Here is a 22,298-nt window from a genome sequence, read left to right as displayed (position 1 = left end):
GCCTCCGCCGGGGTGGGGGGGCCCGCTGCGCACCCGCCCGCGGTCCCCGCCCCCCCCCCCCCCCCACTACCGCAAACCGCGCTACGGCGCGGTTTGCCTTTTCTGGCGGCTGCTCGATCACGGCCATGACCGATGGCCTTGGCAGCCCCGCCCGCACGGGCCTACCATCGGTTTTTTGCCGTCCTGCGGAGACCCCGATGAAACTGCGTCATGCCCTGCTGCCATTGAGCCTGCTGGCCGCCCTGCCCAGCGTTGCTGCTGCCCGTGGCCTGGAAGTCCGCGACATGGTGGCCATGGATCGCGTCTCCGCACCGGTATTGACCGCTGACGGCAGCACCGTGGTGTTCGCCAAGCGCAGCGTGGACGCCAACCTGAAGGCCTCCACCGCGCTGTTCGCGCGCAACCTGCGTACCCGCGATGCGGCACCGCCGAAGCAGATCACCCCGGCCGGCTGGAACGTCAATTCTGCTTCGCTGTCGGCCGATGGCCAGACCGTGTACTTCCTCAGCGCCAAGAACGGCAGTCAGCAGTTGTACGCGCAGCCGGTCAGCGGCGGCGCCCCGCGTCAGCTGACCGACTTCCCGGTGGACGTGGACAGCTACCACGTGTCGCCGCAGGACGACCGTGTGCTGTTCAGCGCAGGCGTGTTCCAGGCCTGTGCCTCGGACCTGACCTGCACCGAGAAGAAGCTCAAGGACGTCGCCGGCGCCAAGGCCAGTGGCAAGGTCTTCGATTCGCTGTTCGTGCGCCACTGGGATACCTGGAACGACGGCCGCCGCAACACCCTGTTCGTGGCACCGCTGCCGACCGGCAAGGCCGGCGCGGTCAAGGGCGCCTCGGCGCTGAGCGCGACCATCGACGGCGATGCACCGTCCAAGCCGTTCGGTGGTAATGACGATTTCGCGTGGTCGCCGGATGGCGCCAGCGTGGTGGCCAGCATCCGCGTGGCCGGCAAGCAGGAGCCGTGGTCGACCAACTTCGACCTGTACCGCTTCGACGCCGCCGGCAAGCAGGCGCCGGTCAACCTGACAGCCTCCAATCCGGCCTGGGATGCCGGCCCGGTGTTCAGTGCCGACGGCAAGACCCTGTTCTACCGTGCGATGAAGCGCCCGGGCTTCGAGGCCGACCGCTTCGGCCTGATGGCGATGGACCTGGCCAGCGGCAAGAGCCGTGAGATCGCACCGCAGTGGGATCGCTCGGCTGGCGGCATCACCCTGTCCGCCGACGGCGCCAGCATCTACACCACTGCCGATGACCTCGGCGAGCACCCGCTGTTCCAGATCGACGTGGCCAGTGGCAAGGCCACCAAGCTGATCGGCGACGGCAGCGTGACCTCGGTGGACGTGGCCGGCAACAGCGTGGCGATCACCCGCAACAGCCTGCAGAGCAACGACCAGGTGCTGGTTGGCCTGCTGCCGGCCGCCGGCGAAGCCATCGGCGAGCTGCGCGCACTGACGCCGGCCGCCGGCGACGTGCTCAAGGACGTCAGCTTCGGCGACTACGAACAGTTCGAGTTCAAGGGCTGGAACAACGACACAGTGCATGGCTACGTGGTCAAGCCGCACAACTACCAGGAAGGCAAGTCGTACCCGGTCGCGTTCCTGATCCACGGCGGCCCGCAGGGCAGCTTCGGCAACGGCTGGAGCTATCGCTGGAACCCGCAGACCTATGCGGGCCAGGGCTACGCCGTGGTGATGATCGACTTCCACGGCTCCACCGGCTATGGCCAGGCCTTCACCGATGCGATCAGCCAGCACTGGGGCGACCGCCCGCTGGAAGACCTGCAGAAGGGCTGGGACGCGGCGCTGAAGAAGTATTCCTTCCTCAACGGTGACAAGGCCTGTGCGCTGGGCGCCAGCTACGGCGGCTTCATGGTCAACTGGATCGCCGGCAACTGGAACGGCCCGTTCAAGTGCCTGGTCAACCACGACGGCGTGTTCGACCAGCGCATGATGGGTTACGCCACCGAAGAACTGTGGTTCACCGAGTGGGAGCAGGGCGGCACGCCGTACGAGAAGGCCGCGAACTACGAGAAGTTCAACCCGGTCAACCACGTGGCCGACTGGAAGAAGCCGATCCTGGTCATCCATGGCCAGCAGGACTTCCGCATCCCGGTCGAGCAGGGCCTGGCCGCGTTCACCGCTGCCCAGCGCCAGGGCATCGAATCGAAGTTCCTGTACTTCCCGGATGAAAACCACTGGGTGCTGAAGCCGAACAACAGCATCCTGTGGCATGACACCGTCAACGCCTGGCTGAAGCAGCACATCGGCCAATAAGCGCTACCGGCGCCGCCCTTCGAGGCGGCGCTTTTGCTTCTGCGGTCTGCTTCACCTGTGGGTGCCGACCGTTGGTCGGCACACCGTCTGCCAACAGCAGCCGAGCATGGCTCGGCTCTACAAGAGCGCCTGCATGATCCAGAACGACATCGTCGTCTTCGGTTTGATCGCCGCCACGCTTGGCGCCGTGTTCTGGACCGCCTCGCGCGAGCAGGGCCTGTGGAAGCGCTTCTACACGTTCGTGCCGGCACTGCTGCTGTGCTACCTGATTCCCGGCATCTACAACACCGTCGGCCTCATCGACGGACAGAACACCAAACTCTACAACCCGATCGCGCGCGACATCCTGCTGCCGGCGGCGCTGATCCTGCTGACCCTGGCAGTGGACATCAAGGGCATCCTGCGGCTCGGCCCAAAGCTGGTGCTGATGTATCTGGGCGCTTCGGCCAGCATCATGCTCGGCGCGGTGGTGGCGTTCCTGCTGATGCGCGCCGTGCATCCGGAAACCGTGGCCGGTGACACCTGGGCCGGCATGGCCGCACTGGCAGGCAGCTGGATCGGCGGCGGTGCCAACATGCTGGCGATGCGCGAAGTATTCGACGTCAACGCCACCACCTTCGGTCAGTTCGCGGTGGTCGATGTCGGTGTGGGTTATGTGTGGATGGCGGCACTGATCTTCCTGGCCGGGCGCGCAGCGAAGATCGATGCACGCAGCGGCGCCGACACTTCGGCCATCGATGAGCTGAAGGAGCGCATCGCGCGATTCCAGGCCGAGCACGAGCGCATTCCCAGCCTCACCGACCTGATGCTGATCGTGGCGGTGGCCTTCGGCGGCGTGGGTCTGTCGCACGCGATCGGTGCGCCGCTGGCGGCATGGTTCAAGGCCAATGTCAGCTGGGCCTCGCAGTTCAGCCTGGATGCGCCGTTCGTGTGGGTGGTGGTGCTGTCGACCACGCTGGGCCTGAGCCTGAGCTTCACCCGTGCACGCACGCTGGAAGGGGCGGGTGCGTCGCGGCTGGGTTCGCTGCTGCTGTACTTCCTGATTGCCTGCATCGGCATGCAGATGGATCTGCTGGCGTTGCTGGATCGCCCATGGCTGTTCCTGCTTGGCATCATCTGGATCAGCGTGCACATCGTGCTGCTGTGGTGCCTGGGCAAGTTGCTGAAGGTGCCGTTCTTCTATTTCGCCATCGGTTCGCAGTCGAACATCGGTGGCCCGGCCTCGGCACCAGTGGTGGCGGCCGCGTTCCATCCGGCCCTGGCGCCGGTGGGCGTGCTGCTGGGCACGATGGGCTATGCCACCGGCACCTACCTGGCCTATATCGTTGGCATCACCCTGCGCGCGCTGGCCGGGCAGGGCTGATGGGTATTGGGGTCAGATCCCTTTTGCGCAGCAAAAGGGATCTGACCCCGGTTCACGGTGGATCACGCCACCGGCAATCCGCGTTCGATCAACCACGCCTTCGCGTCTTCGGCGTCCTGTTCGAACCGCGCCGAGTGAAAAGAGGGGCGCCGCAAGGTCCGGCGCGTCGCCACGCGCCCGTGGCCAACCGCGCCCGCGGCTTTACGCCACCGGCAACCCGCGCTCGATCAACCACGCCTTCGCGTCTTCGGCATCCTGCTCGAACCACGCTTTCGTAGACCCCAGCCGATACGTATACCCCCAGGCATCCATGTCGGCCATCAACCGCGCGCTGCCAACACCAGGCAGCTGCCCGGCCAGCACGATCTGCAGGTAGCAGGTGGCATCTTCCTCGGCCACCGAGTCGGTGGCGTCGGTATGCACCTGCGCACGCCGCTCCGGCGGCAGCACGATCAGATGGCAGGCTTCGTGCAGCATCGAGTGCACAGGCGTGTCATCGCGCACGTACACGTTGCTGGCGATGATGCCGGCCTCGGGTTCGCCCCAGTAGCTGCCGGGAATCGGTTCACCGGCGGCTACGTGGTGCAGCTGCAGGCCATGTGCGGCGAGCAGGCACTGCGCATCGGCGAAGGCGATGTCGCCCACGCAGGTGATGTCCACGGCGGTTGTCGTATCGGTCATGCGGGTCACGCTGCCCCGCCCATGCAGGCAGGGGCGGGGCGGGGGATCAGGGTTTGTCCGGGCCTTCAGGCAGCGCCACGGAGATGTCCAGAACATCGTGCTGGCCATCCTTCACCAGGTCGACCTTCACTGCATCGACGTCGATGTTCACGTACTTCTTGATCACTTCCAGCAGTTCGCGCTGCAACAGCGGCAGGTAATCGGGGCCGCCGCGGTTGCTGCGTTCCTGCGCGATGATGATCTGCAGGCGGTTCTTGGCGGTTTCGGCGGTGGTCTTCTTCGCTTTGAGGAAATCAAACAGGCCCATGCTTACCCTCCGAACAGCTTGCTGAAGAAGCCCTTCTTCTCGACGTTGGTGAAGCGCATCGGGCGTTCTTCGCCGAGGATGCGCGCGACGGCGTCGTCGTAGGCCTGGCCGGCAGCGGACTCGACATCCAGGATGACCGGCTCGCCCTTGTTGGAGGCGTTGAGCACGTCACCGGACTCGGGGATCACGCCGATCGCCTTCAGGCCGAGCACTTCCTCGACGTCGGCGATGCTGAGCATCTCACCGCTTTCCACGCGCAGCGGGGTGTAGCGGGTCAGCAGCAGGAAGGCCGGCACGTCCTGGCCGGACTCGGCCTTGTGGGTCTTCGAATCGAGCAGGCCGATGATGCGGTCCGAGTCGCGCACCGACGACACTTCCGGGTTCACCACCACCACGGCGCGGTCAGCGAAGTACATCGCCAGGAAGGCACCCTTCTCGATGCCGGCCGGGGAGTCGCAGATGATGTAATCAAAGCCGTCGGCGGCCAGGTCCTTCAGGACCTTGCCCACGCCTTCCTGGGTCAGTGCGTCCTTGTCGCGGGTCTGCGAGGCGGCCAGCACGTAAAGGTTCTCGAAGCGCTTGTCCTTGATCAGGGCCTGCTTGAGGGTCGCTTCGCCGTGCACGACGTTGACGAAGTCGTACACCACGCGGCGTTCGCAGCCCATGATCAGATCGAGGTTGCGCAGGCCGACGTCGAAGTCGATCACCGCCACCTTCTTGCCGCGCCGTGCCAGGCCGCAGGCCAGGCTCGCGCTGGAAGTGGTCTTGCCGACGCCGCCCTTGCCGGAGGTGACTACGATGATTTCAGCCAAAGGACTTCTCCTGATGATTCTGTTTGGGTGCTGCGTCAGTCCAGCGCAGCGATCTTGATCTGGTCCTGTTCCAGCCATACCTGCACGGCCTTGCCGCGCAGGTTGTCCGGGACATCGTCCAGTACCTTGTAGTGGCCTGCAATGGCGACCAGTTCCGCATGGAAATCACGGCAGAAAATACGTGCCGCGGTGTTGCCCTGGGCCCCTGCCAGCGCGCGGCCGCGCAGGGTGCCGTAGATATGGATGCTGCCATCGGCGATGACCTCGGCGCCGGCGCCGACAGTAGCCATCACGGTCAGGTCGCAGTTTTCAGCGTACAGCTGCTGGCCCGAACGCACGTTGCCCAGCTGCATGCGGCCCGGCTGCGGTGCGGCGGCGTCGGCCACCTTGGCCACCGGCGTGGCGGGCGCTGGCTTCGGCTCGGCACGCACCGCGCGGCGCGGCTCCGGTGCGGGCGGCGGCGGGGCCGGCTCAGCCTCGGCACGCTCGTACTGCGCGCGGAACTTGGCCAGCAGCGGCAGGCCAAGCTGCTGCGAGAGCAGGTCGACCGCGCTGGTGCCGTAGGCCAGTGCCACCGGCAGCACGCCGGCGCTGCGCAGGCCATCAACCAGCGCCTGCGCGGTGGCCACGTCCGGCACCTGGCTCAGGCCGCCGAAGTCGAGGATCACCGCAGCGCGGCCGAACAGCTTCGGTGCGCGGGTCACGCGCTCGCGCATTTCCTGCACGAGGCGTTCGACATCAAGGGTACGGATGCGCAGGTTGGCGATGCCCACCTGGCCGATCTTCAGTTCACCGGCCTGTTCGTAATCGAAATTCACCGCCACGCTCAGGTCCCCGTCGGCCGCTGTGCCTGCGCCGGCAGCTGCCGGGCGCGTGTCCATGCCACATCCGGCAGCTTGTCGCCGTAGGTCTCCTGGACCCATGGGTAGCTGCACAGTTCCTTGGCCAGCATGCTGGCGCGCACATCGACCTGCGGCATGGTGTTCTGGCCCAGCTCGCGGAAGCCGAAGCTGCCGTGGAAGAGCAGGGCGGCATCGGCGCCATGGTCGAGGAAGACCTCGCAGGTCATCTGCGGGTAGCGCAGCTCGGCAAAGCTCTGCGCGTCGGCATAGAACGCACGGCCGACGCCACCGCCACGACGGCGACTGGCGACCACGATGCGGTCGATATAGAAGAATGGGGTGTCCAGCTGCTGCTTGAACCAGGCGAAATTGCTGCTGTCGTGCTGGCTGTCGCTGCCGAAGCCGATCAGGAATCCGGCCAGGTTGCCGTCGCGCTCGGCGACGCGGAAATACTCAGCGGTTTCGTAGAACAGGCGCAGGCGGGCCGCATCCAGGGGAAGGATGGCCAGGCCAGCGTTGTTGTTCAAAGCCAGGACGGAATCGAGCTCGTGCTCGCGCACGTCGCGGATGACAATCGACATTGTGACTCCGTGGGGTAACGCGGTTGGTCCATCAAGGGACCCTGCGCACGATTATTGCATGCCCGGGGTGGGCTGCGGCATGAACAGGCGACCGGGCAGGCATGACTTCCGTGGGGTGCGGTACGCAGGCGCGGCCCGTAGAGTGCTGGCATGTTGGGAGTCCTCAGCCATACCCGCGTCCTCCGCCTGGCCGGCCTGTTCACCTGGGTCATGGTTGGCCTGCCGTTGGCATACTCGCAGTTCGAGAACCTGCACAGCCGCAACGACATGGGCGGCTGGGCGATCCTGCTGTTCGTCGCCTACCTGTCCTTCGGCACCGCCTATTACTGGCTGACCCGCATCCTGCGCAGCGACAGCCACACCAGCTGGCTGGACCGTGGCCTGTTGCTGCTGCTGACGATTTCGGCGCTGGGGGTGAGTTTCCTGAGCGGCTCGGGCCTGGGCAGCATCCTGATGATGGTGGCCGCCGGGGTCATCCCGTGGATGCTGTCGGTACGGCTGGGCGTGCTGTGGCTGCTGGTCAGCCAGCTGGCGGTGGCGCCGGTCTATTACATGCTGCTGCGCTTCCCGCTGTTCGAAGCGGTGATGCAGTCGCTGCTGTATGGCGGCTTCTCCATGTTCATCTTCGTGACCAGCCTGGTCGCCCGCCAGCAGACCGAGGCGCGCGATGAGCAGCGCCGGCTCAATTCGGAACTGCGCGCCACCCGCGCCCTGCTGGCCGAGAGCGCCCGGGTCAACGAGCGCACCCGCATCTCGCGTGAGCTGCATGATCTGCTGGGCCACCAGCTGACCGCGCTGACCCTGAACCTGGAAGTGGCCGGGCACCTGGCCGAGGGCCAGGCGCTGGAGCATGTGAAGCGATCCCACGCGTTGGCCAAGCTGCTGCTGGGCAATGTGCGCGAGGTCGTCAGCCAGCTGCGCGAGACTGGCGCCATCGATCTGGCCGCGGCCCTGCGCCCGCTGACCGAGAACGTGCCCTCGCTGGACATCCAGCTGGAGATCGAGGACCCGCTGAACGTGGAGGATCCGCAGCGGGCCCACGTGCTGCTGCGCTGCACCCAGGAAATCATCACCAACGCGGTACGCCACGCCGGTGCGCGCCACCTGTGGATCAAGGTGTACCGTGAAGCCCCCGACCGGGTGGTGGTCGAGGCCCGCGACGACGGCGTCGGCGCGGATATGGTCAATGTGGGTAATGGCTTGCGCGGCATGCGCGAGCGCCTGCAACAATGTGGTGGCCAGCTGCAGATCGAGACCCGACCCGGCGAAGGCTTCCGGCTGCGGGCGACGGTGCCGGCAACGGTGCTGGTGGCCGCCCTTACCAAGGTTCCTGAAGGAGTGCGTTGATGATTCGCGTCTGCCTGGTCGACGACCAAACCCTGGTGCGGCAGGGAATCCGCTCCCTGCTGGCGCTCGACGACGGTATCGAGGTGGTGGCCGAGGCCGGCGATGGCCGGCAGGCGGTCGAGCTGATACCGCAGGTGCGTCCCGACGTGGTCCTGATGGACATGCGCATGCCGGTGATGTCCGGCCTGGAGGCGCTGCAGATGCTGTCGCGCCAGGAGCAGCTGCCGCCGACCATCATCCTCACCACCTTTGATGACGACCAGCTGGTGCTGGCCGGGCTCAAGGCCGGTGCCAAGGGCTATCTGCTCAAGGACGTGACCCTGGCGCAGCTGGTCGGAGCCATCCGCACCGTGGCCGACGGCGGCTCATTGGTGCAGCCGGCCGTGACCCAGCGCCTGCTGTCCGGCCTGGAGCACATGCGCAACGAGTTCGTCAGCCTGGACCGTCCGGACCCGCTGACCGACCGTGAGACCGAGATCCTGCGGCTGATGGCCAGTGGCTTCTCCAACAAGGAGATCGCCAATTCGCTGGGTGTAGCCGAAGGGACCATCAAGAACCACGTGTCCAACATTCTCTCCAAGCTGGGTGTGCGCGACCGTACGCGCGCCGTACTGAAGGCGTTCGAACTCCAGCTGGTCTGAGGAAAATCGTTCTGGTACAAAGGCTTGAGTGAGGGTCAGGGGTTGCGGCCAAGGTTGCCCCCTACTGGCCGGTAGCCGTATGCGTTACCCTTCGAATTCTTTGTCCATACAAATACGCAGCCGGCAGGGAAACCGGTGCGCCAATCCCGATAAACAATGCCCGCGAAGCCTGCTAGGATTGGCGCTTCGCTTCAATCAACCCGGCCGTGGGATCGGCCCCGGAGACTCTCTGAATGACCCGTATTATCGAGTTCCTGATCGCCTTGGGGATCGTGGCTGGCCTGTTCGTCATCATTGGCGTATGTCTGCCGGGCGAGCGTCACATCACCGAAAGCATCGAGACCAACCGCAAGATGACGATCGTGTACGACACGGTCAGCAGCCTGCGCCGCTTCAAGGACTGGAACCCGCTGGTACTGCGCGATCCCGCCGTTGAACTGAAGCTGTCCGGCCCGGCCTCCGGCGTCGGTGCCACCCTCGACTTCACTTCCAAGGACCTGGGCACCGGTTCCTGGAAGATCACCGAAGCCGAAGAGAACAAGCGTGTTGCCATCGCCATCGAAGACGCCACCAAGGGTCACGACAAGATCAGCACCTTCACCCTGGAGCCGACCGGCAAGGGTGGCCGCAACGTCAAGATCACCCAGGACTACTCGGTGAAGTACGGCTTCGACCTGTTCGGCCGTTACGCCGGCCTGTATGTCAGCCGCCAGATCGGCGACGACATCAAGATGGGTCTGTCGCGTATGGCCAACATGCTGGCCAGCGTCCCCAACGTTGACTACCGCACCCCGGAAGCCCCGCTGACCGACCTGGCCATCGTCGATGTGCCGGCTGAAGACCTGCTGGTCGTCAACGCCGGTAACGTGGACCGCGGTCAGGACACGATCACCAAGTCGATCAAGGACAACCAGGAGTGGATCAAGCGCGTGATGGAGGCCAATGGCCTTGAAGCCGCCGGTCCGTTCCGCATCGTCACCACCGACTTCGGTCAGGAGAAGTACGCCTTCGACATCGCCCAGCCGGTGAAGAAGAAGGGTGCTGAAGGTGCCACCGCTGAAGAGCTGACCGTCAAGATCGACGGCGGCGCTCCGGTCAAGTACGTGCACGTGGCTCCGCACCGTTCGGCACATGCGGCCTACACCGGCCACATGGCGGGTCTGGACGTGGCCCGCAACGGCCTGCGCGCCTGGGCCGTGACCTCGGGCAACGAAGTCATCGACCGTCCGTACGAATCCTGGAAGGACGGCATCGACAAGTCGTTCACCCCGGAAGGTACCTACGACATCTACTGGGCCGTCAAGTAAGTCTCGGCTGACCCATGTAGTGTTGGACACGAAAACGCGCCGCTCATTGCGGCGCGTTTTTTTTGATCTGGCGCCCGGCAAGGGGCGCTGCGCAAGGAGCCCACATGTTCAATCTGGAACGTCGCGCACGTAAGCCTTCGCTGCTGGCCTGCCTGGGAGCATTGCTGGCCGCTGCCTCGATCGGCCTGTCTGCCTACGCCTCGCACGGTGTGACCGACCCGCTGGCGCAGCAGCATCTGAACATGGCGGCGCTGTACGCGTTCGCACACGGTGCGGTGCTGGTAGCGCTTGGCCCGCGCGCGCAGGGCGCGATCGCGCATCTGGCGCTGTATGTGCTGCTGCTGGGCGTGCTGTTGTTCTCCGGCAGCCTGGTGGGCGGCGCGCTGTGGCAGTGGCCGACGCGGATGGCGCCGATCGGCGGCACCAGCATGATGGCCGGATGGGTGTTGCTGGCGATCAATGCGTTGAGGCGGTAACTGAGTCGACATTGTCGCTTCAATCCATGCTGATGCGATCTGCAGCGTTCAGGGGCGTTACTTTTCTTTTCGCGCGAAAAGAAAAGTAACCAAAAGAAACGCGCCGCCGGCCGCGAGCCGATGCTGCGCATCGGTACCCTGTGCTCCTCGGTCCGCCGAGGGACGGTGCGGGAACTCGCTGCGCTCAGACACCCGCACCTCTTCGCCCTCGCCGGACCTGCGGTGCTCGGCTCGCTTGAAGGCGGACCCAACAGCTGCACGCTGATTCGTTGTAGAGGCTTCGAGCGAAGCGACCCGCTTTTGTCTTTGCTCTCTTGTTCCATTCCGTGGCGGACGCACACGGAAACTGTCAGAGGCCGGGCGGGTAGGCTGGGCAGGGGTATCCGCGCCATGGATGGCGCGGCTAAGCCTCCAGGGACGGATTCACGGCGTCCCCTGCCCAGCCTACCCGCCCGGACAGCTCCATGAATTTCGCATTGCTTTCGCCACGAGGGGCTCAGCCGTTGGCCGGTTTCCAGCACCAGTGCCAGGGTTCGTAGACGATGCCGTGCGGATTGTCGCGCGGGTAGCTCAGCTGGAAGCCATGCCCGCCCGCATGTGCCTGCAGCCACGCGAACGCGTCGGTGGCTTCGAAGGTCTCTTCGGCGGGAGCATCGCCGGGGGTGCCAATGTCCAGCGCATGGCCGCTGTGGTGTTCGCTGAAACCCGGGGCGGCATTGACCTTCAGGATCTCCGCCACGCTCAGGCCGCGCGCCAGTTTCCGTTCAAAGATGCCCAGCTGGTAGGCATGGCTGCGGAAGCCGGAGATGGCGTCCAACGCAATGCCATCCCGTGCCGCGTGCAGTCGCATCCGTCGCCAGCCCTGCGCGGCGCCACGGCGCAGCCATAGCGGCCGGGCGAAGCGGTCGCGGCCGGCAAAATGCAGCAGGCACGGTTCGGGCTCCAGCGGCAGGCCGCTGTCGTCGGCGTAGCGCTGCGGGTCCAGGCCGAGCTGCTGCAGGCGCTGCTGCAGCCCGGCCAGCGGAAGCCATTGTTCTTCCAGCGCAGCGCCAACCGGGCGCGCCGCCGTGGCGTCGAGCAGTGTCAGTGCGTCCTCGACCCCGGGCTCTCGCGGCAGGCGCGGCACCATCGAATGCACGCCGTGCGGCAGTACGGCCGCCAGATAGCGGCCATCGCGCTTGCGTCGCAGCACCCATTGCGCCCGTGCCAACAGGCGTGCGTCGAGGTTGCTGCGTGCGCGCAGCAGGTGGGCAGGCCACAGTTCGATGGCCTCGGTATTGATCAGCAGGGGCAGGCGTCGTTGCATCGCCTCAGCTTACCGCCGTGGTGCCGGCGCGGCCACGTTGCGTAGTGCATCGAGCAGCGACTGCGGCCGGTCCAGGCTGAGCAGCAGCGTGCTGCCATCGCTGACCGGCAGGGCGAGAACGCGCGTGCGGTCGGTGACCAGCGCGAAACCCTTGCCGCCGCCCTGCAGGCGGAAGTGGCCGGAATAGAAACCCGGCATCGCATAGCCGTTGGTCTTGAAGCGGATGCCATAGCGGGGGTCACGCTGCAGGTCGACCACCTCGGCCTGGTCCAGCCGCAGCTGTGCGACCGGCACGCGTCGTCGGTACATCGTCGAGCGTACGTCCAGCACATCGCCGGCCAGTTCCACCCGGCGGCGGAAGAAGGCTGTGCCCAGTCCGATGCCGAGCAGGGCGATCACCAGCAGGCTCCATGCCGCACTGCCGCCCATCCGGAACCAGGGCGGCGACAGCGTTACTTCGATCCAGGGTGCCGTGGCAGGCGCCTTGTACAGTTGTGCATACAGGCAAGCGACGAAGGCTGCCAGCAATGGCAGCACGACCCACAGCACGCGTAACGGCGAACTCTCGGCCACGTCGAACGGTTTCGGGTCACTGCCGCCCACGGCTCAGGCCTCCTTCTTGAACACCAGCATCGCCGGGCGCATCGGCGCCGGGATGATGATGTTGACCAGCTCCCAGCCCAGTTGGCCCTGGCGGCTGAGTTCGGCCTGGACATCCTCAGGCTTCAGCACGCCCATCATGGATGTCTTGACCTCGATCGTCTGGTAGCTCCAGCGCTTGCTCATTCCTTGTCCTCCGGCGATGGCGTGGGTTTCGGCAGGCGTCCTGCCTTGCGCAGGGCGTCGCGCAGCACGTATTCGATCTGCGCGTTGAGGCTGCGCAGCTCATCGTCAGCCCAGCGCTGTGCCGCGGCCAGGACCTCGGCATTGATGCGCAGCGGATAGGCTTTCTTCTCACTCATGAAAACTCCTGGCGGGGCGGTGGGGCGCCCCGTTGCGAGGGTGGTTCAGTACAGCGAACCGGCATTGACGATCGGCTGGGTGCCGCGGTCCGAGCACAGCACGGTCAGCAGGTTGCTGACCATGTGCGCCTTGCGTTCCTCGTCCAGCTGCACCACGCCGTTCTTCTGCAGTTCGGCCAGGGCCATTTCAACCATGCCCACCGCACCGGCAACGATGCGCGTGCGTGCGGCGATCACTGCGTTGGCCTGCTGGCGCTGCAGCATCGCCTGGGCGATCTCGGCGGCGTAGGCGAGGTGGCTGATGCGCGCGTCGATCACCTGCACGCCTGCATCGGCCAGGCGCTCGGCCAACTCGTTCTTCAGGTGCTGGGAGATCTCGCTGGCATGGCTGCGCAGGGCCAGCTGGCCATCCTCATGCTGGTCGTACGGATAGCTGGTGGCCATCGCGCGCAACGCCGATTCGGACTGGATGTGCACGAAGCTCTCGTAGTCGTCCACGTTGTAGACCGCCTCGGAGGCATCGACCACCTGCCAGACGATCACCGCGGCGATCTCGATCGGGCTGCCGTCCAGCTCGTTGACCTTCAGCTTGCCGCTCTCGAAGTTGCGCACGCGCTGGCTGACCCGGCGCTTGGCGTAGAAGGGGTTGTTCCAGCGCAGGCCGTTGTCCTTCACCGTGCCCACGTATTTGCCGAACAGGCTCAGCACCGCCGCCTGGTTGGGCTGGATGGTGTACAGGCCGGCCAGCACGAAGATGCCTGCGGCCACCAGCAGCACGCCCAGCAGCATCAGCAGCAGATTGGGCGAGCCGGTGCTGGCCTTGGCTGCCACGCCCAGTACGAACAGGGCGGCGCCGGCGAGGGCGACGAGCAGGGCGCCGGCCAGCGTGCCGAGGCCGTTGAGGGAAGACAGCGACTTCTCTTTCATGGCGGTACGTCCTTGAGGGTTCGAAATGAAGATATCAAAGTGATATCACATACGGACGACCGTTCGTCGGATGCCATGGCCAGGGCGCGCGGCCAGCTAGAATGCCCACCCGCCTTCACATCGCTGCTGGAACCGCCATGGCCAAGCTTGGAACTCCGTTGTCCCCCTCCGCCACCCGCGTGCTGCTGCTGGGCTCGGGCGAACTCGGCAAGGAGGTGGCCATCGAGCTGCAGCGGCTGGGCGTGGAAGTGATCGCCGCCGACCGCTATGCCGATGCCCCGGCCATGCAGGTCGCGCACCGCTCGCATGTGATCGACATGCTGGATGCGATGGCCCTGCGCGCGCTGATCGACCAGGAGCAGCCGCACCTGGTGGTGCCGGAGATCGAGGCCATCCATACCGAGACCCTGGTCCAGCTGGAGCAGGAGCAGGGCCTGCGGGTGATCCCGACCGCGCGCGCCGCCCGCCTGACCATGGATCGCGAGGGCATCCGCCGCCTGGCCGCCGAGACCCTGGGCCTGCCGACCTCGCCGTACCGCTTCGTCGATACCGAAGCCGAATACCGTGCTGCCGTGGCCGCCATCGGCCTGCCGTGCGTGGTCAAGCCGGTGATGTCGTCCTCGGGCAAGGGCCAGAGCACCCTGCGCAGCGAGGCGGACATCGCCCCGGCGTGGGACTACGCGCAGACCGGCGGCCGCGCCGGTGCCGGTCGCTGCATCGTCGAAGGCTTCATCGATTTCGATTACGAGATCACCCTGCTGACCGTGCGCCATGCCGGCGGCACCTCGTTCTGCGCGCCGATCGGCCATCTGCAGAAGGACGGCGATTACCGCGAAAGCTGGCAGCCGCAGCCGATGTCGAGCAAGGCGCTGGCGCGTGCCGAAGAGATCTCGCGTGCGATCACCGATGACCTCGGTGGCTGGGGCCTGTTCGGCGTCGAGCTGTTCGTGAAGGGCGACGAAGTGTGGTTCAGCGAAGTGTCACCGCGCCCGCACGACACCGGCCTGGTGACGCTTGTTTCGCAGGAGCTGAGCGAGTTCGCCCTGCATGCGCGCGCCATCCTTGGCCTGCCGATTCCGGTGATCCGCCAGAGCGGACCGTCGGCCTCATGCGCGCTGCTGGCGCATGGCGAGGGCGTGCCGTACTTCAACAACGTCGCCGCCGCACTGCAGGTGCCGGACACCGCCGTGCGCCTGTTCGGCAAGCCTAGCGTGCATGGTCACCGCCGCGTCGGCGTGACCCTGGCGCGCGCTGAAACCATCGACGAGGCGCGTGCCATCGCGCGTGATGCCGCCGAAGCGATCGGCGTCGAACTGCGCCCCTGAAAAAGCAGCGACGACCAACGGTCGTCGCCTACCGCATTCCGGTGGGTACCGACCGTTGGTCGGTACGTTTTTCCATGCAGTCGACTAACAGTCGACTCTACCGCACATCCACCCAAACCAGATGGTGGTCGCTGCCGTCGGCGATCTTCGCTTCCGGGCTTTCATTGGCCGGCCAGAAGATGCCGCTGCCGACGTACTCGAAACCGGTCGAAGGCAGCACGTAGTCCAGGCGCATGGTGCCGGACTTCGGGCCGAAATCGCCGGTGGCATGGAACGGTGCGCCCTTGCGCTCGATGCCCTTGGCCGCGTAGGCCAGGCTGGTCTGCTCGCCACCGATGCTGCGCGGGGTGGGGTAGCGCAGCACACGGGCGTTCTCGATCAGTTCGACGATCGCCTCATGGCGGCCATCGCCGTCGACCGGGTCGTTGTTGAGGTCGCCGAGGATCACGAAGCGCGCGTCCTGCGCCAGGCCGCCGCACTGGCCCTTGTCGTCGCACAGCCACGGCTTGTCACCCTTGGACAGGTATTCCTGCCACAGGCGCAGTTCGTCGTGGTTGCGCGCGGCGTTGCGCTTTTCCGGGCCGTCGAACACCGGCGGAGTCGGGTGCGAGACCAGCGCGTGGACCACGCCGGCCGGGGTCTTCACCGGCACGTCCCAATGCGACTTCGACGACAGCCGCAGCTGCGACCACACATGGTCGTTGTAGAAGCTCTTGCCGGTGCGCGGGTCAACCGGACGGATCGCGCCCGGCATCGCGCTCCACTTCAGCAGCTGGAAGCTGCGCACCTTGGCTTCATCGATCGGATAGCGCGACAGCACCAGCATGCCGTACTGGCCCGGATGCAGGCCGTAGCCCCAGGCATCGTTGCCGCGGCTGCGGCCTTCGCCGCCGACCACGCCGTTGTTGTCCAGGTCCAGGCCGCTGGGCACGCCGGTATTGACCGGCGCCAGGTAGCGGTAGGCGAAGTGCAGCGGCTTGCCGCCACCGGGCTGGGCGACGTCCAGGTAGCGCTTCTGGAACAGGTCGGCGGCGCGATGCGCATCGTCGAAGTCGAATTCGTTCAGCAGCACCAGGTCGGGGCGCACCTGTTGCAGCACCGCGGCGATCTTGCGTGCGTGCTCGCTGTCGCCTTCCAGTTCCTTGATCAGGCCACCGGCGTCATCGGAGTACAGCGAGGTGTTGTAGGTGGCCAGGCGCAGCGCGCCGGACGGCTTTTCGGTCATCGCGGGGGACGTGGCGAAGGCGGGGGCGGTGGCGCCGCAGAGCAGGGCCAGGGCGAGGATCAGGGGTTTGGCGTTCATGGGCCGTATTGTGCACCCGGCCCGGTGTCAGCGGTTTGTCAGCGTCCGTCCAGATCGTTGTCGAAATCGTGCCAGCGGCGGCCGTCGTAGGCTTCCAGCGGATGGAAGCGGCGCTTGTAGTCCATCTTCTGGTGGCCGCGGATCCAGTAGCCCAGATACACGTGTGGCAGGCCCTCGCGACGCGCCCATTCAATCTGCTGCAGGATCGCGAAGGTGCCCAACCCGCGCGCGGCGTGGTCCGGGTCGAAGAAGGTGTAGACCGCCGACAGGCCGTGCTCGGTGACGTCGGTCACCGCCACCCCCAGCAGTTGGCTGGGCTGGCCATCGTGGCCGGGCAGGCGCATCTCCATGAAGCGAGTGTGTGACCAGCTGCCGATCAGGAACTGCTCGAACTCGTGCGGGCCGTGGTCGTCCATGCCGCCATTGGCGTGGCGGTGGGTGAGGTAGCGGTGGTACAGCGCGAACAGGTCATCGCGGGCGGTGGCGGCGGTGATCCGCACCTCCAGGTCGTCATTGCGGGTGGCACAGCGGCGCTGGCTGCGGTCTGGGGCGAAGCGGGCCACCGGGATGCGCACCGCCACGCAGGCCTGGCAGTGCGCGCAGTGCGGCCGGTAGACCAGGTCGCCACTGCGCCGGAAGCCCCAGCTCAGTGCCAGCGGGTACAGGCCACCGAGGCGGCGATCGTGCGGATCCAGCACCAGGTCGCGCGCCACCCGGTCCGACCAGTACCCGCAGGGGTGCTCGCCGGTCTGGAAAAGTCGCAGTTCGTCGTCTCGGTCGCCGTGTATCGCCATAGGCACAGCATAGCCCCAGGCTGTCGCAGTGGCGGCGACTGTCCGCCGGATGAATGGAACCGGCAGCGGCGTCAACCGATGTCGCGCCCGGGCGTTGTTGTCTCCCGAGGGTGAAGTGATCGCCCCGACGCAATTCCCATCCCCAGGAGTGACCCCATGATCCGTACCCCCCTGCTGCTGGCCCTGCTGCTCGGCACCTCCGCTTCCGGTATCGCGCTCGCGGCCGACACCCCGACTACGCCGGCGCAGCGCCCGGCCAAGCTGGACACCAACGGCGACGGCGTGATCGACCGCAGCGAGGCCGCTGCCAACCCGCGCCTGGCCGCGAAGTTCGACGAGCTGGACAAGAACAAGGACGGCAAGCTCTCGCGCGATGAGCTGCCGCGCTGGCAGCATGGCCGCCGTGGCCACGGTGGTGAGCGCTGGGCCAAGCTCGACGTCAACAAGGACGGCCGCATCAGCCGCGAGGAAGCCAAGGCCGACCCGCGTCTGGCCGCGCGCTTCGACCAGCTTGATCTCAACAAGGACGGCTACCTGGACAAGGCCGACCGCGAGCTGCGCATGAAGCAGCGTCGTGACGCCTGGTTCGCTGCCGCCGACACCAACAAGGACGGCCAGCTGAGCAAGGCCGAGTTCGATGCGGCCAAGGGCCCGATGCACGGCGGCCCGCGCCACGGCGGTCCGCGCGATGGCGCGGCGCCGAAGCCGCAGCGCTGAGGTTCAACGCAGTGAATGATGACAACGCCGGCGCACTGCCGGCGTTGTCCGTTACAGGCGGCCGCTGCGCATCAGTGAGTACACCACCAGCGCGATGACCATCAGGTTCATGGCGATGATGCCGGTGCGGCCATACATGGACTCGTATTTCCAGTTGGTCCCGCTGCGGCCGCGCCGCGCCGAATCACGCGCGATCATCGGCGCCATTACCCGCTGCAGCGGCACCAGGCACTGGTAGTTGACCACGCCCAGCCCGACCGCCAGCACCGTCAGCTGCGCCCAGACCGGCGCCTGCAGCATCACAGCCAGCAGGATCGCCAGGCACCAGAACATGCCGGTGATGATGTTGAGATAGAGGAACCGGCGCACATCGGCGCGCTCGGATGCCGTTTCGGTGTACGACATCAGGAAGCGTCCACCCAGGTAGCTGCCGATCGCACCACCGACCACGCCGCCGATCACCGCCCCCCAGCTTTCGGCCGGCAGCACGTGCAGCTGGCCCAGCGTGGCAGTCAGCGAGCCCATCGCGGTGCCGCCCGCAGCGCTGGCACCGCCGAGGCCAAGCTTGCTGCCGCCGATGCCGACACCGGTGCCGAGCAGCACCGCAGCACTGGCCGTGCCGGGCGCAGCCACCAGCACCATCGACACCACGGCAGTGGCGAATGCCGCGCTCGGTGCGCTGCTGCGTGCGAACTCGCCGAAGCGCTGCAGCAGGCCGTCGCGCACCAGGGCGCGGGCACGCGACAGGCGCTTGCGCACGGCGGCGTCACTGAGCCCCAGCAGGTCGGCCACCTGCTGCGAGCGCTGGCCTTCGCGGTAGTACAGCAACAGCACTTCGCGGCTGTCGGCCGGCAACGCGGAAATGATGTCCTCGGCGGCGATCTCTTCCTCCACCCGCTGCAGGCGGTCGGCCGCGCCCGGGGCCGGGTCGGCGGCCATACCCATCGCCACCTCGGCCGCTTCGCCGGTCAGTGGCCGGCCGCGCTGCGCGCGCAGCCAGTCGCGGGCCAGGTTGCGGGTGATCTGCCGCAGCCAGGGCAGGAAGCTGGTCGCGCTGCGCAGCTGGTGCAGCTGCTGCCAGCCCTTCACGAAAGCCTCCTGGGCGATGTCCTCGCTGGCCTGGCGGTCGCGGGTGATGGCCAGGGCGATGGCGGTGACCGTGTTCTGGCAGGCCAGCACGATGCGGCCGTAGGCGTGCTGGCAACCGCTGGCGGCGGCGGGCAGTTCGCGTTCCAGGGTCTGGTCGATCGATGCGGCGAACGTCGTCATGGCGGCGGCTCTCCTGCTGGGATTGTGTCCCATGACGGAGCTGCGCAGCCAATGTGACCGGCTTTGTGTGCGGTAGTGCCGGCCGCTGGCCGGCAACCGCAGCCCGCCGGACGGGCCTCATGAGGATGCCGGCCAGCGGCGGGCACTACCCGCGCGTCATTTCGCGGGCTGGATGCGGACCCGGACTTCTTCCTCTTCCGGTGTGGCCTGCGGAGCCGGTTGCGTCTGCTGCGGCTGCGCCTGCGGGGCAGGGGTCGGTGCGACCGGCGCCGGGGTGCCGCGATGGCGCAGGCCGATCACCAGCGCCACGCCGGCGATCACCACCAGCAGGGCGATGCGGATGCGCCAGGCCCAGCTGCGGCCACCGCTGCCCTGTTCCGGCGCGTCGCGGAAGGCGAATTCGGCGGTCGGATGGTCGCGGCGGGTGGTGTCGAGCAGGCGCGCCTCACGCAGGATTTCGCGCGCGCGCGGCTGGTCGTCGGCGCGCACGATCCACACCGCTGGGTAGGCGTTGGCGTTGCCCAGGTCGGTATAGCTGAACTGGCCACGGCGACGGGTCTTGTACGAGCGTCCATTGGTCACCTTGACGTCGATGCCATGCTCGCGCAGGAGCTCGGCCACGCCTTCGACGGTTTCCACGCGCTGGCTGCTGAAGATCTGGCGCATTGGATCAATCCTTGGCCGGTACGGCGGCGGCCGCTGCCTGGTCGGGAACCACGCGGATCAGGCCTTCCTGCGCGGTGCTGGCCACCAGTACGCCGTTGCGGGTGAAGAACTGGCCGCGAGCCAGGCCGCGCGAATCCTGCGCGCTGGGGCTGTCCAGCGAGTACAGCAGCCAGTCGTCGGCGCGGAACGGGCGGTGGAACCAGATCGCGTGGTCGAGCGAGGCCATCTGCACGTGCGGGTGGTAGTAGCTGATGCCGTGCGGGAACGTCGCCGTGCCCAGCAGGTGGAAGTCGGAGGCGTAGGCCAGCAGCGCCTGGTGCAGCTCCGGGGCATCGCCGACCGGCTCGCTCAGGCGCAGCCACACCTGGTGGTAGGGCGGGCGCTTGGGCGGGTTGAGTTCGTCACGCGGGTAGACGTGGCGGAACTCGAACGGGCCGCCGCGCGACAGCCAGCGCTGCACCTTGATCGGCAGCCGCTCCAACACTTCGGCCGGCAGCGGACGGTTCGGTTCGATGTCTTCCGGCTGCGGCACTTCGGGCATCTTGTGCTGGTGCTCGGCGCCGGTCTCGGCCTGCTGGAACGAGGCCGCGCAGAAGAAGATCACCTTGCCGTGCTGGATCGCAGTGACCCGGCGCACCGAGAAGCTGCCGCCATCGCGGGTGCGGTCCACGTCGTAGACGATCGGGTGGTCGATGTTGCCGGCGCGCAGGAAGTAAGCATGCAGCGAGTGCACGTGGCGGCCGTTGTCGACCGTGGCCTGGGCTGCGGCCAGCGCCTGCCCCAGCACCTGCCCGCCAAACACGTACTTGGTGCCGATGTCGCGGCTCTGCCCGCGGAACAGGTTGTCCTCCAGCCGCTCCAGCGTGAGCAGGTCGATCAGCTCGGAGACGACGGGTTCGGGCGTGTCGTTCAAGGGGGCGGCCACAGCAGTGAAAGTGGGCCTGATTATACCGGTGCAGCCGGGCCCATCATCGGTAGTGCCGGCCGCTGGCCGGCAATCTCATGATCCTCCTGGGGTGCCTGCGGATGCCGGCCAGCGGCCGGCACTACCGTTTACTTGCCGAGGCGCGCCACCAGTGCCTGCAGGGCGTTCTGCGCATCCGGCGCAAACCAGGCCTCGACGAAGCGGTCGAGCTGGATCAGGTCCGGCTGCAGCGCCACGTGCAGGTCCGCGCGGGCAATCGCGCGGGTCAGCAGCATCGGCTGGCGTGGCTGCTTGAGCAGGTTCTGCAGCCAGGCCACCGCACGTGCCACCACCAGGTCGCCCTCGGCCAGTTCATCGACCAGGCCGATCTGCACGGCCTGTTCGGCCGGCACCAGCGAACCGGTGGTCAGCAGGACGCCGGCGCGGTGCACGCCCACCGCACGGCGCAGCAGGCGTTGGATGCCCTCCGGCGCGATCAGGCCCACCTGCACTTCGTTCAGGCCGATGGCATACGGCCGCGACGGATCGGCGCTGCGCGCCATCACCCGGTAGTCGCAGCACAGGGCCAGCACGCAGCCGCCCGCCGGTGCGTGGCCGGTGATCGCCGCGACCACCGGGATGCGGCTCTCGGCCAGCGTGCGCACGGCGCCAAAGAAGGCGTTCCAGGTGTCCAACAACTTGTGCTTGTCATCACCATGCGAGAGCAGGTGCGGCACGTCCATGCCACCGGTGAAGATGCGCTCGCTGCCCGACAGCACGATGCCGTGCGCGTCTTCGGCCATGGCCAGCTCGATGGCATGGATCAACTGCCGGCACAGTTCGGTGTCCAGTGCGTTGACCGGCGGCCGCGCCAGGCGCAGTTCGCGGATGGGGCCATGGTTGATCACCTCGATGAGCGTCGTCATGCTGCGGTCTCGTTGCGAAGAAGGAACCTGGACGATGATAACCAAACCATTCGTTGGCGTACTGTGGGTTCTGTGTGCGGCCGCAGCATCGGCTTCGGCGGCCGAACCGGCCTGCGTCACGGTGGAGCAGGGCTGGGCGCGGTTGCCACCGAATCCGGCGATGCCGATGACCGCCGGCTATGGCGTGATCCACAACGGCTGCAGCAAGGCGGTGGCGATCACCGGCGCGACCAGCAGCAGCTTCAACGATGTGTCGCTGCACGAAACCACGATTGTCGATGGGGTCAGCCGTATGCGTGCGGTCGAGCGCCTGCCGCTGGCACCGGGCGCGCGCGCAGAACTCAAGCCCGGTGGCCTGCACCTGATGCTGATGCAGGGCAAGGGCGCGTTGAAGGACGGCCAGGCGCTGCCGCTGCGGCTGCAGCTGGAAGGCGGCGGCGAAGCGAGTGCGACGTTGACCGTGCGTAAGGCCGCCAAATGACGATCGGGTAGTGGCCGGCGCGCGGCCCCCCCCCCCCCCCCAAACCCCCCCCGGCCGCGCCACCCCCCCGGGGGTTTTTCAACGC

At 67.0% G+C, this 22,298-nt stretch carries 25 protein-coding genes; 9 read left to right on the top strand and 16 right to left on the bottom strand.

The features are described from left to right. Positions 1-197 precede the first annotated feature (197 nt). Together ACJ7C5_RS04185 and ACJ7C5_RS04180 are read left to right on the top strand one after the other, a co-directional pair. Entirely contained in the window at positions 198-2,276 is a 2,079-nt protein-coding gene (locus ACJ7C5_RS04185) for a prolyl oligopeptidase family serine peptidase (RefSeq protein ID WP_412703130.1), read from the top strand. 106 nt (positions 2,277-2,382) lie between these two features. Further along, a complete protein-coding gene (locus ACJ7C5_RS04180) occupies positions 2,383-3,639 on the top strand; it encodes a DUF819 family protein (RefSeq protein WP_412703129.1) in 1,257 nt (418 codons plus the stop codon). A gap of 201 nt (positions 3,640-3,840) precedes the next feature. Here the strand turns inward: ACJ7C5_RS04180 and ACJ7C5_RS04175 are convergent, their stop codons facing one another. From ACJ7C5_RS04175 to ACJ7C5_RS04155, 5 genes are read right to left on the bottom strand one after another with little or no spacing between them, the layout of a single operon-like run. Further along, positions 3,841-4,320, bottom strand: coding sequence for a hypothetical protein (locus tag ACJ7C5_RS04175; protein ID WP_125427815.1), 480 nt, complete (start codon positions 4,318-4,320; stop codon positions 3,841-3,843). A 46-nt stretch (positions 4,321-4,366) separates the two neighbouring features. Next, the gene (minE, locus tag ACJ7C5_RS04170; RefSeq protein ID WP_004148073.1) at positions 4,367-4,627 is read right to left on the bottom strand and encodes a cell division topological specificity factor MinE; all 261 of its coding nucleotides are present in this window, start codon (positions 4,625-4,627) and stop codon (positions 4,367-4,369) included. Between the two features lie 2 nt (positions 4,628-4,629). Then, the gene (gene minD / locus ACJ7C5_RS04165) at positions 4,630-5,439 is read right to left on the bottom strand and encodes a septum site-determining protein MinD (RefSeq protein WP_010483375.1); all 810 of its coding nucleotides are present in this window, start codon (positions 5,437-5,439) and stop codon (positions 4,630-4,632) included. Between the two features lie 35 nt (positions 5,440-5,474). Beyond that, positions 5,475-6,320 (bottom strand): septum site-determining protein MinC, encoded by an 846-nt coding sequence (gene minC / locus ACJ7C5_RS04160; RefSeq protein WP_125427817.1) that lies wholly within the window; start codon positions 6,318-6,320, stop codon positions 5,475-5,477. Next, a complete protein-coding gene (locus tag ACJ7C5_RS04155) occupies positions 6,266-6,862 on the bottom strand; it encodes a GNAT family N-acetyltransferase (protein ID WP_014036357.1) in 597 nt (198 codons plus the stop codon). Before ACJ7C5_RS04155 ends, minC begins: the two co-directional genes overlap by 55 nt. Before the next feature lie 150 nt (positions 6,863-7,012). Between ACJ7C5_RS04155 and ACJ7C5_RS04150 the strand changes: the two genes are divergently transcribed. From ACJ7C5_RS04150 to ACJ7C5_RS04135, 4 genes are all read left to right on the top strand, one after another. Beyond that, positions 7,013-8,209 carry a sensor histidine kinase gene (locus ACJ7C5_RS04150; protein WP_049445944.1) on the top strand — a complete coding sequence of 399 codons (1,197 nt, stop codon included), beginning with the start codon at positions 7,013-7,015 and terminating at the stop codon, positions 8,207-8,209. Further along, positions 8,209-8,850, top strand: a complete 642-nt coding sequence (locus ACJ7C5_RS04145) for a response regulator (RefSeq protein WP_049445942.1) — start codon at positions 8,209-8,211, stop codon at positions 8,848-8,850. The genes ACJ7C5_RS04150 and ACJ7C5_RS04145 overlap by 1 nt, the downstream gene beginning before the upstream one ends. Before the next feature lie 233 nt (positions 8,851-9,083). Continuing rightward, positions 9,084-10,157 carry a polyketide cyclase gene (locus ACJ7C5_RS04140; RefSeq protein ID WP_094002403.1) on the top strand — a complete coding sequence of 358 codons (1,074 nt, stop codon included), beginning with the start codon at positions 9,084-9,086 and terminating at the stop codon, positions 10,155-10,157. A 104-nt stretch (positions 10,158-10,261) separates the two neighbouring features. Then, positions 10,262-10,633, top strand: coding sequence for a DUF423 domain-containing protein (locus ACJ7C5_RS04135; RefSeq protein WP_049445939.1), 372 nt, complete (start codon positions 10,262-10,264; stop codon positions 10,631-10,633). A gap of 496 nt (positions 10,634-11,129) precedes the next feature. Here ACJ7C5_RS04135 and ACJ7C5_RS04130 read toward each other — a convergent pair whose 3' ends face one another. Genes ACJ7C5_RS04130 through ACJ7C5_RS04110 form a run of 5 tightly spaced genes read right to left on the bottom strand, consistent with a single transcriptional unit; the run spans position 11,130 to position 13,828 of the window. After that, the gene (locus ACJ7C5_RS04130; protein WP_412703128.1) at positions 11,130-11,939 is read right to left on the bottom strand and encodes a M15 family metallopeptidase; all 810 of its coding nucleotides are present in this window, start codon (positions 11,937-11,939) and stop codon (positions 11,130-11,132) included. Between the two features lie 9 nt (positions 11,940-11,948). Further along, positions 11,949-12,542: a PH domain-containing protein gene (locus ACJ7C5_RS04125; protein ID WP_412703127.1), complete on the bottom strand. Its 594-nt coding sequence runs from the start codon at positions 12,540-12,542 to the stop codon at positions 11,949-11,951. A 3-nt stretch (positions 12,543-12,545) separates the two neighbouring features. Further along, complete coding sequence (locus ACJ7C5_RS04120) at positions 12,546-12,725, bottom strand: DUF4177 domain-containing protein (RefSeq protein WP_005408542.1); 180 nt, start codon at positions 12,723-12,725, stop codon at positions 12,546-12,548. Further along, on the bottom strand, positions 12,722-12,901 hold the full coding sequence (locus tag ACJ7C5_RS04115; protein ID WP_005408543.1) for a type II toxin-antitoxin system antitoxin: 180 nt from the start codon (positions 12,899-12,901) through the stop codon (positions 12,722-12,724). The genes ACJ7C5_RS04120 and ACJ7C5_RS04115 overlap by 4 nt, the downstream gene beginning before the upstream one ends. A 45-nt stretch (positions 12,902-12,946) precedes the next feature. Further along, positions 12,947-13,828 (bottom strand): SPFH domain-containing protein, encoded by an 882-nt coding sequence (locus ACJ7C5_RS04110; RefSeq protein WP_088025108.1) that lies wholly within the window; start codon positions 13,826-13,828, stop codon positions 12,947-12,949. 137 nt (positions 13,829-13,965) lie between these two features. Here ACJ7C5_RS04110 and purT point away from each other — a divergent pair, with 137 nt between their 5' ends. Beyond that, positions 13,966-15,153 (top strand): formate-dependent phosphoribosylglycinamide formyltransferase, encoded by a 1,188-nt coding sequence (gene purT / locus ACJ7C5_RS04105; protein ID WP_412703126.1) that lies wholly within the window; start codon positions 13,966-13,968, stop codon positions 15,151-15,153. Between the two features lie 97 nt (positions 15,154-15,250). On the opposite strand, the gene ACJ7C5_RS04100 is transcribed toward purT, so the two are convergent. Together ACJ7C5_RS04100 and ACJ7C5_RS04095 are read right to left on the bottom strand one after the other, a co-directional pair. Beyond that, on the bottom strand, positions 15,251-16,456 hold the full coding sequence (locus tag ACJ7C5_RS04100) for an endonuclease/exonuclease/phosphatase family protein (RefSeq protein ID WP_412703125.1): 1,206 nt from the start codon (positions 16,454-16,456) through the stop codon (positions 15,251-15,253). Positions 16,457-16,494: 38 nt separating this feature from the next. Beyond that, positions 16,495-17,250 (bottom strand): arginyltransferase, encoded by a 756-nt coding sequence (locus tag ACJ7C5_RS04095; RefSeq protein ID WP_088025114.1) that lies wholly within the window; start codon positions 17,248-17,250, stop codon positions 16,495-16,497. A gap of 156 nt (positions 17,251-17,406) precedes the next feature. On the opposite strand from ACJ7C5_RS04095, the gene ACJ7C5_RS04090 reads away from it, so the two are divergent. Then, positions 17,407-17,967: an EF-hand domain-containing protein gene (locus ACJ7C5_RS04090; RefSeq protein WP_014036369.1), complete on the top strand. Its 561-nt coding sequence runs from the start codon at positions 17,407-17,409 to the stop codon at positions 17,965-17,967. Between the two features lie 51 nt (positions 17,968-18,018). Here ACJ7C5_RS04090 and ACJ7C5_RS04085 read toward each other — a convergent pair whose 3' ends face one another. From ACJ7C5_RS04085 to ACJ7C5_RS04070, 4 genes are all read right to left on the bottom strand, one after another. After that, positions 18,019-19,236 (bottom strand): RNA polymerase sigma factor, encoded by a 1,218-nt coding sequence (locus ACJ7C5_RS04085; RefSeq protein ID WP_412703124.1) that lies wholly within the window; start codon positions 19,234-19,236, stop codon positions 18,019-18,021. Positions 19,237-19,392: 156 nt separating this feature from the next. Next, positions 19,393-19,902: a hypothetical protein gene (locus ACJ7C5_RS04080; RefSeq protein WP_412703123.1), complete on the bottom strand. Its 510-nt coding sequence runs from the start codon at positions 19,900-19,902 to the stop codon at positions 19,393-19,395. A 4-nt stretch (positions 19,903-19,906) separates the two neighbouring features. Further along, complete coding sequence (tesB, locus tag ACJ7C5_RS04075) at positions 19,907-20,815, bottom strand: acyl-CoA thioesterase II (protein ID WP_008265305.1); 909 nt, start codon at positions 20,813-20,815, stop codon at positions 19,907-19,909. Positions 20,816-20,955: 140 nt separating this feature from the next. Next, positions 20,956-21,732: an enoyl-CoA hydratase/isomerase family protein gene (locus ACJ7C5_RS04070; RefSeq protein WP_087921878.1), complete on the bottom strand. Its 777-nt coding sequence runs from the start codon at positions 21,730-21,732 to the stop codon at positions 20,956-20,958. Between the two features lie 34 nt (positions 21,733-21,766). Between ACJ7C5_RS04070 and ACJ7C5_RS04065 the strand changes: the two genes are divergently transcribed. Beyond that, the gene (locus ACJ7C5_RS04065) at positions 21,767-22,213 is read left to right on the top strand and encodes a copper chaperone PCu(A)C (protein ID WP_412703122.1); all 447 of its coding nucleotides are present in this window, start codon (positions 21,767-21,769) and stop codon (positions 22,211-22,213) included. Positions 22,214-22,298 lie beyond the last annotated feature (85 nt).

Source organism: Nocardiopsis yanglingensis, from assembly GCF_045809185.1.
GTDB classification, from domain to species: Bacteria; Pseudomonadota; Gammaproteobacteria; order Xanthomonadales; family Xanthomonadaceae; genus Stenotrophomonas; species Stenotrophomonas yanglingensis.
This window is presented reverse-complemented; position numbering and strand designations above follow the sequence as displayed.

What these genes read in the sequence shown, in the direction of transcription:
- ACJ7C5_RS04185 (WP_412703130.1), top strand. Translation starts at nt 198, where the DNA reads ATGAAACTGCGTCATGCCCTGCTGCCATTGAGCCTGCTGGCCGCCCTG.
- ACJ7C5_RS04180 (WP_412703129.1), top strand. Translation starts at nt 2,383, where the DNA reads ATGGCTCGGCTCTACAAGAGCGCCTGCATGATCCAGAACGACATCGTC.
- ACJ7C5_RS04175 (WP_125427815.1), bottom strand. Translation starts at nt 4,320, where the DNA reads ATGACCGATACGACAACCGCCGTGGACATCACCTGCGTGGGCGACATC.
- minE (WP_004148073.1), bottom strand. Translation starts at nt 4,627, where the DNA reads ATGGGCCTGTTTGATTTCCTCAAAGCGAAGAAGACCACCGCCGAAACC.
- minC (WP_125427817.1), bottom strand. Translation starts at nt 6,320, where the DNA reads ATGGACACGCGCCCGGCAGCTGCCGGCGCAGGCACAGCGGCCGACGGG.
- ACJ7C5_RS04155 (WP_014036357.1), bottom strand. Translation starts at nt 6,862, where the DNA reads ATGTCGATTGTCATCCGCGACGTGCGCGAGCACGAGCTCGATTCCGTC.
- ACJ7C5_RS04150 (WP_049445944.1), top strand. Translation starts at nt 7,013, where the DNA reads ATGTTGGGAGTCCTCAGCCATACCCGCGTCCTCCGCCTGGCCGGCCTG.
- ACJ7C5_RS04145 (WP_049445942.1), top strand. Translation starts at nt 8,209, where the DNA reads ATGATTCGCGTCTGCCTGGTCGACGACCAAACCCTGGTGCGGCAGGGA.
- ACJ7C5_RS04140 (WP_094002403.1), top strand. Translation starts at nt 9,084, where the DNA reads ATGACCCGTATTATCGAGTTCCTGATCGCCTTGGGGATCGTGGCTGGC.
- ACJ7C5_RS04135 (WP_049445939.1), top strand. Translation starts at nt 10,262, where the DNA reads ATGTTCAATCTGGAACGTCGCGCACGTAAGCCTTCGCTGCTGGCCTGC.
- ACJ7C5_RS04130 (WP_412703128.1), bottom strand. Translation starts at nt 11,939, where the DNA reads ATGCAACGACGCCTGCCCCTGCTGATCAATACCGAGGCCATCGAACTG.
- ACJ7C5_RS04120 (WP_005408542.1), bottom strand. Translation starts at nt 12,725, where the DNA reads ATGAGCAAGCGCTGGAGCTACCAGACGATCGAGGTCAAGACATCCATG.
- ACJ7C5_RS04115 (WP_005408543.1), bottom strand. Translation starts at nt 12,901, where the DNA reads ATGAGTGAGAAGAAAGCCTATCCGCTGCGCATCAATGCCGAGGTCCTG.
- ACJ7C5_RS04110 (WP_088025108.1), bottom strand. Translation starts at nt 13,828, where the DNA reads ATGAAAGAGAAGTCGCTGTCTTCCCTCAACGGCCTCGGCACGCTGGCC.
- purT (WP_412703126.1), top strand. Translation starts at nt 13,966, where the DNA reads ATGGCCAAGCTTGGAACTCCGTTGTCCCCCTCCGCCACCCGCGTGCTG.
- ACJ7C5_RS04100 (WP_412703125.1), bottom strand. Translation starts at nt 16,456, where the DNA reads ATGAACGCCAAACCCCTGATCCTCGCCCTGGCCCTGCTCTGCGGCGCC.
- ACJ7C5_RS04095 (WP_088025114.1), bottom strand. Translation starts at nt 17,250, where the DNA reads ATGGCGATACACGGCGACCGAGACGACGAACTGCGACTTTTCCAGACC.
- ACJ7C5_RS04090 (WP_014036369.1), top strand. Translation starts at nt 17,407, where the DNA reads ATGATCCGTACCCCCCTGCTGCTGGCCCTGCTGCTCGGCACCTCCGCT.
- ACJ7C5_RS04085 (WP_412703124.1), bottom strand. Translation starts at nt 19,236, where the DNA reads ATGACGACGTTCGCCGCATCGATCGACCAGACCCTGGAACGCGAACTG.
- ACJ7C5_RS04080 (WP_412703123.1), bottom strand. Translation starts at nt 19,902, where the DNA reads ATGCGCCAGATCTTCAGCAGCCAGCGCGTGGAAACCGTCGAAGGCGTG.
- ACJ7C5_RS04070 (WP_087921878.1), bottom strand. Translation starts at nt 21,732, where the DNA reads ATGACGACGCTCATCGAGGTGATCAACCATGGCCCCATCCGCGAACTG.
- ACJ7C5_RS04065 (WP_412703122.1), top strand. Translation starts at nt 21,767, where the DNA reads ATGATAACCAAACCATTCGTTGGCGTACTGTGGGTTCTGTGTGCGGCC.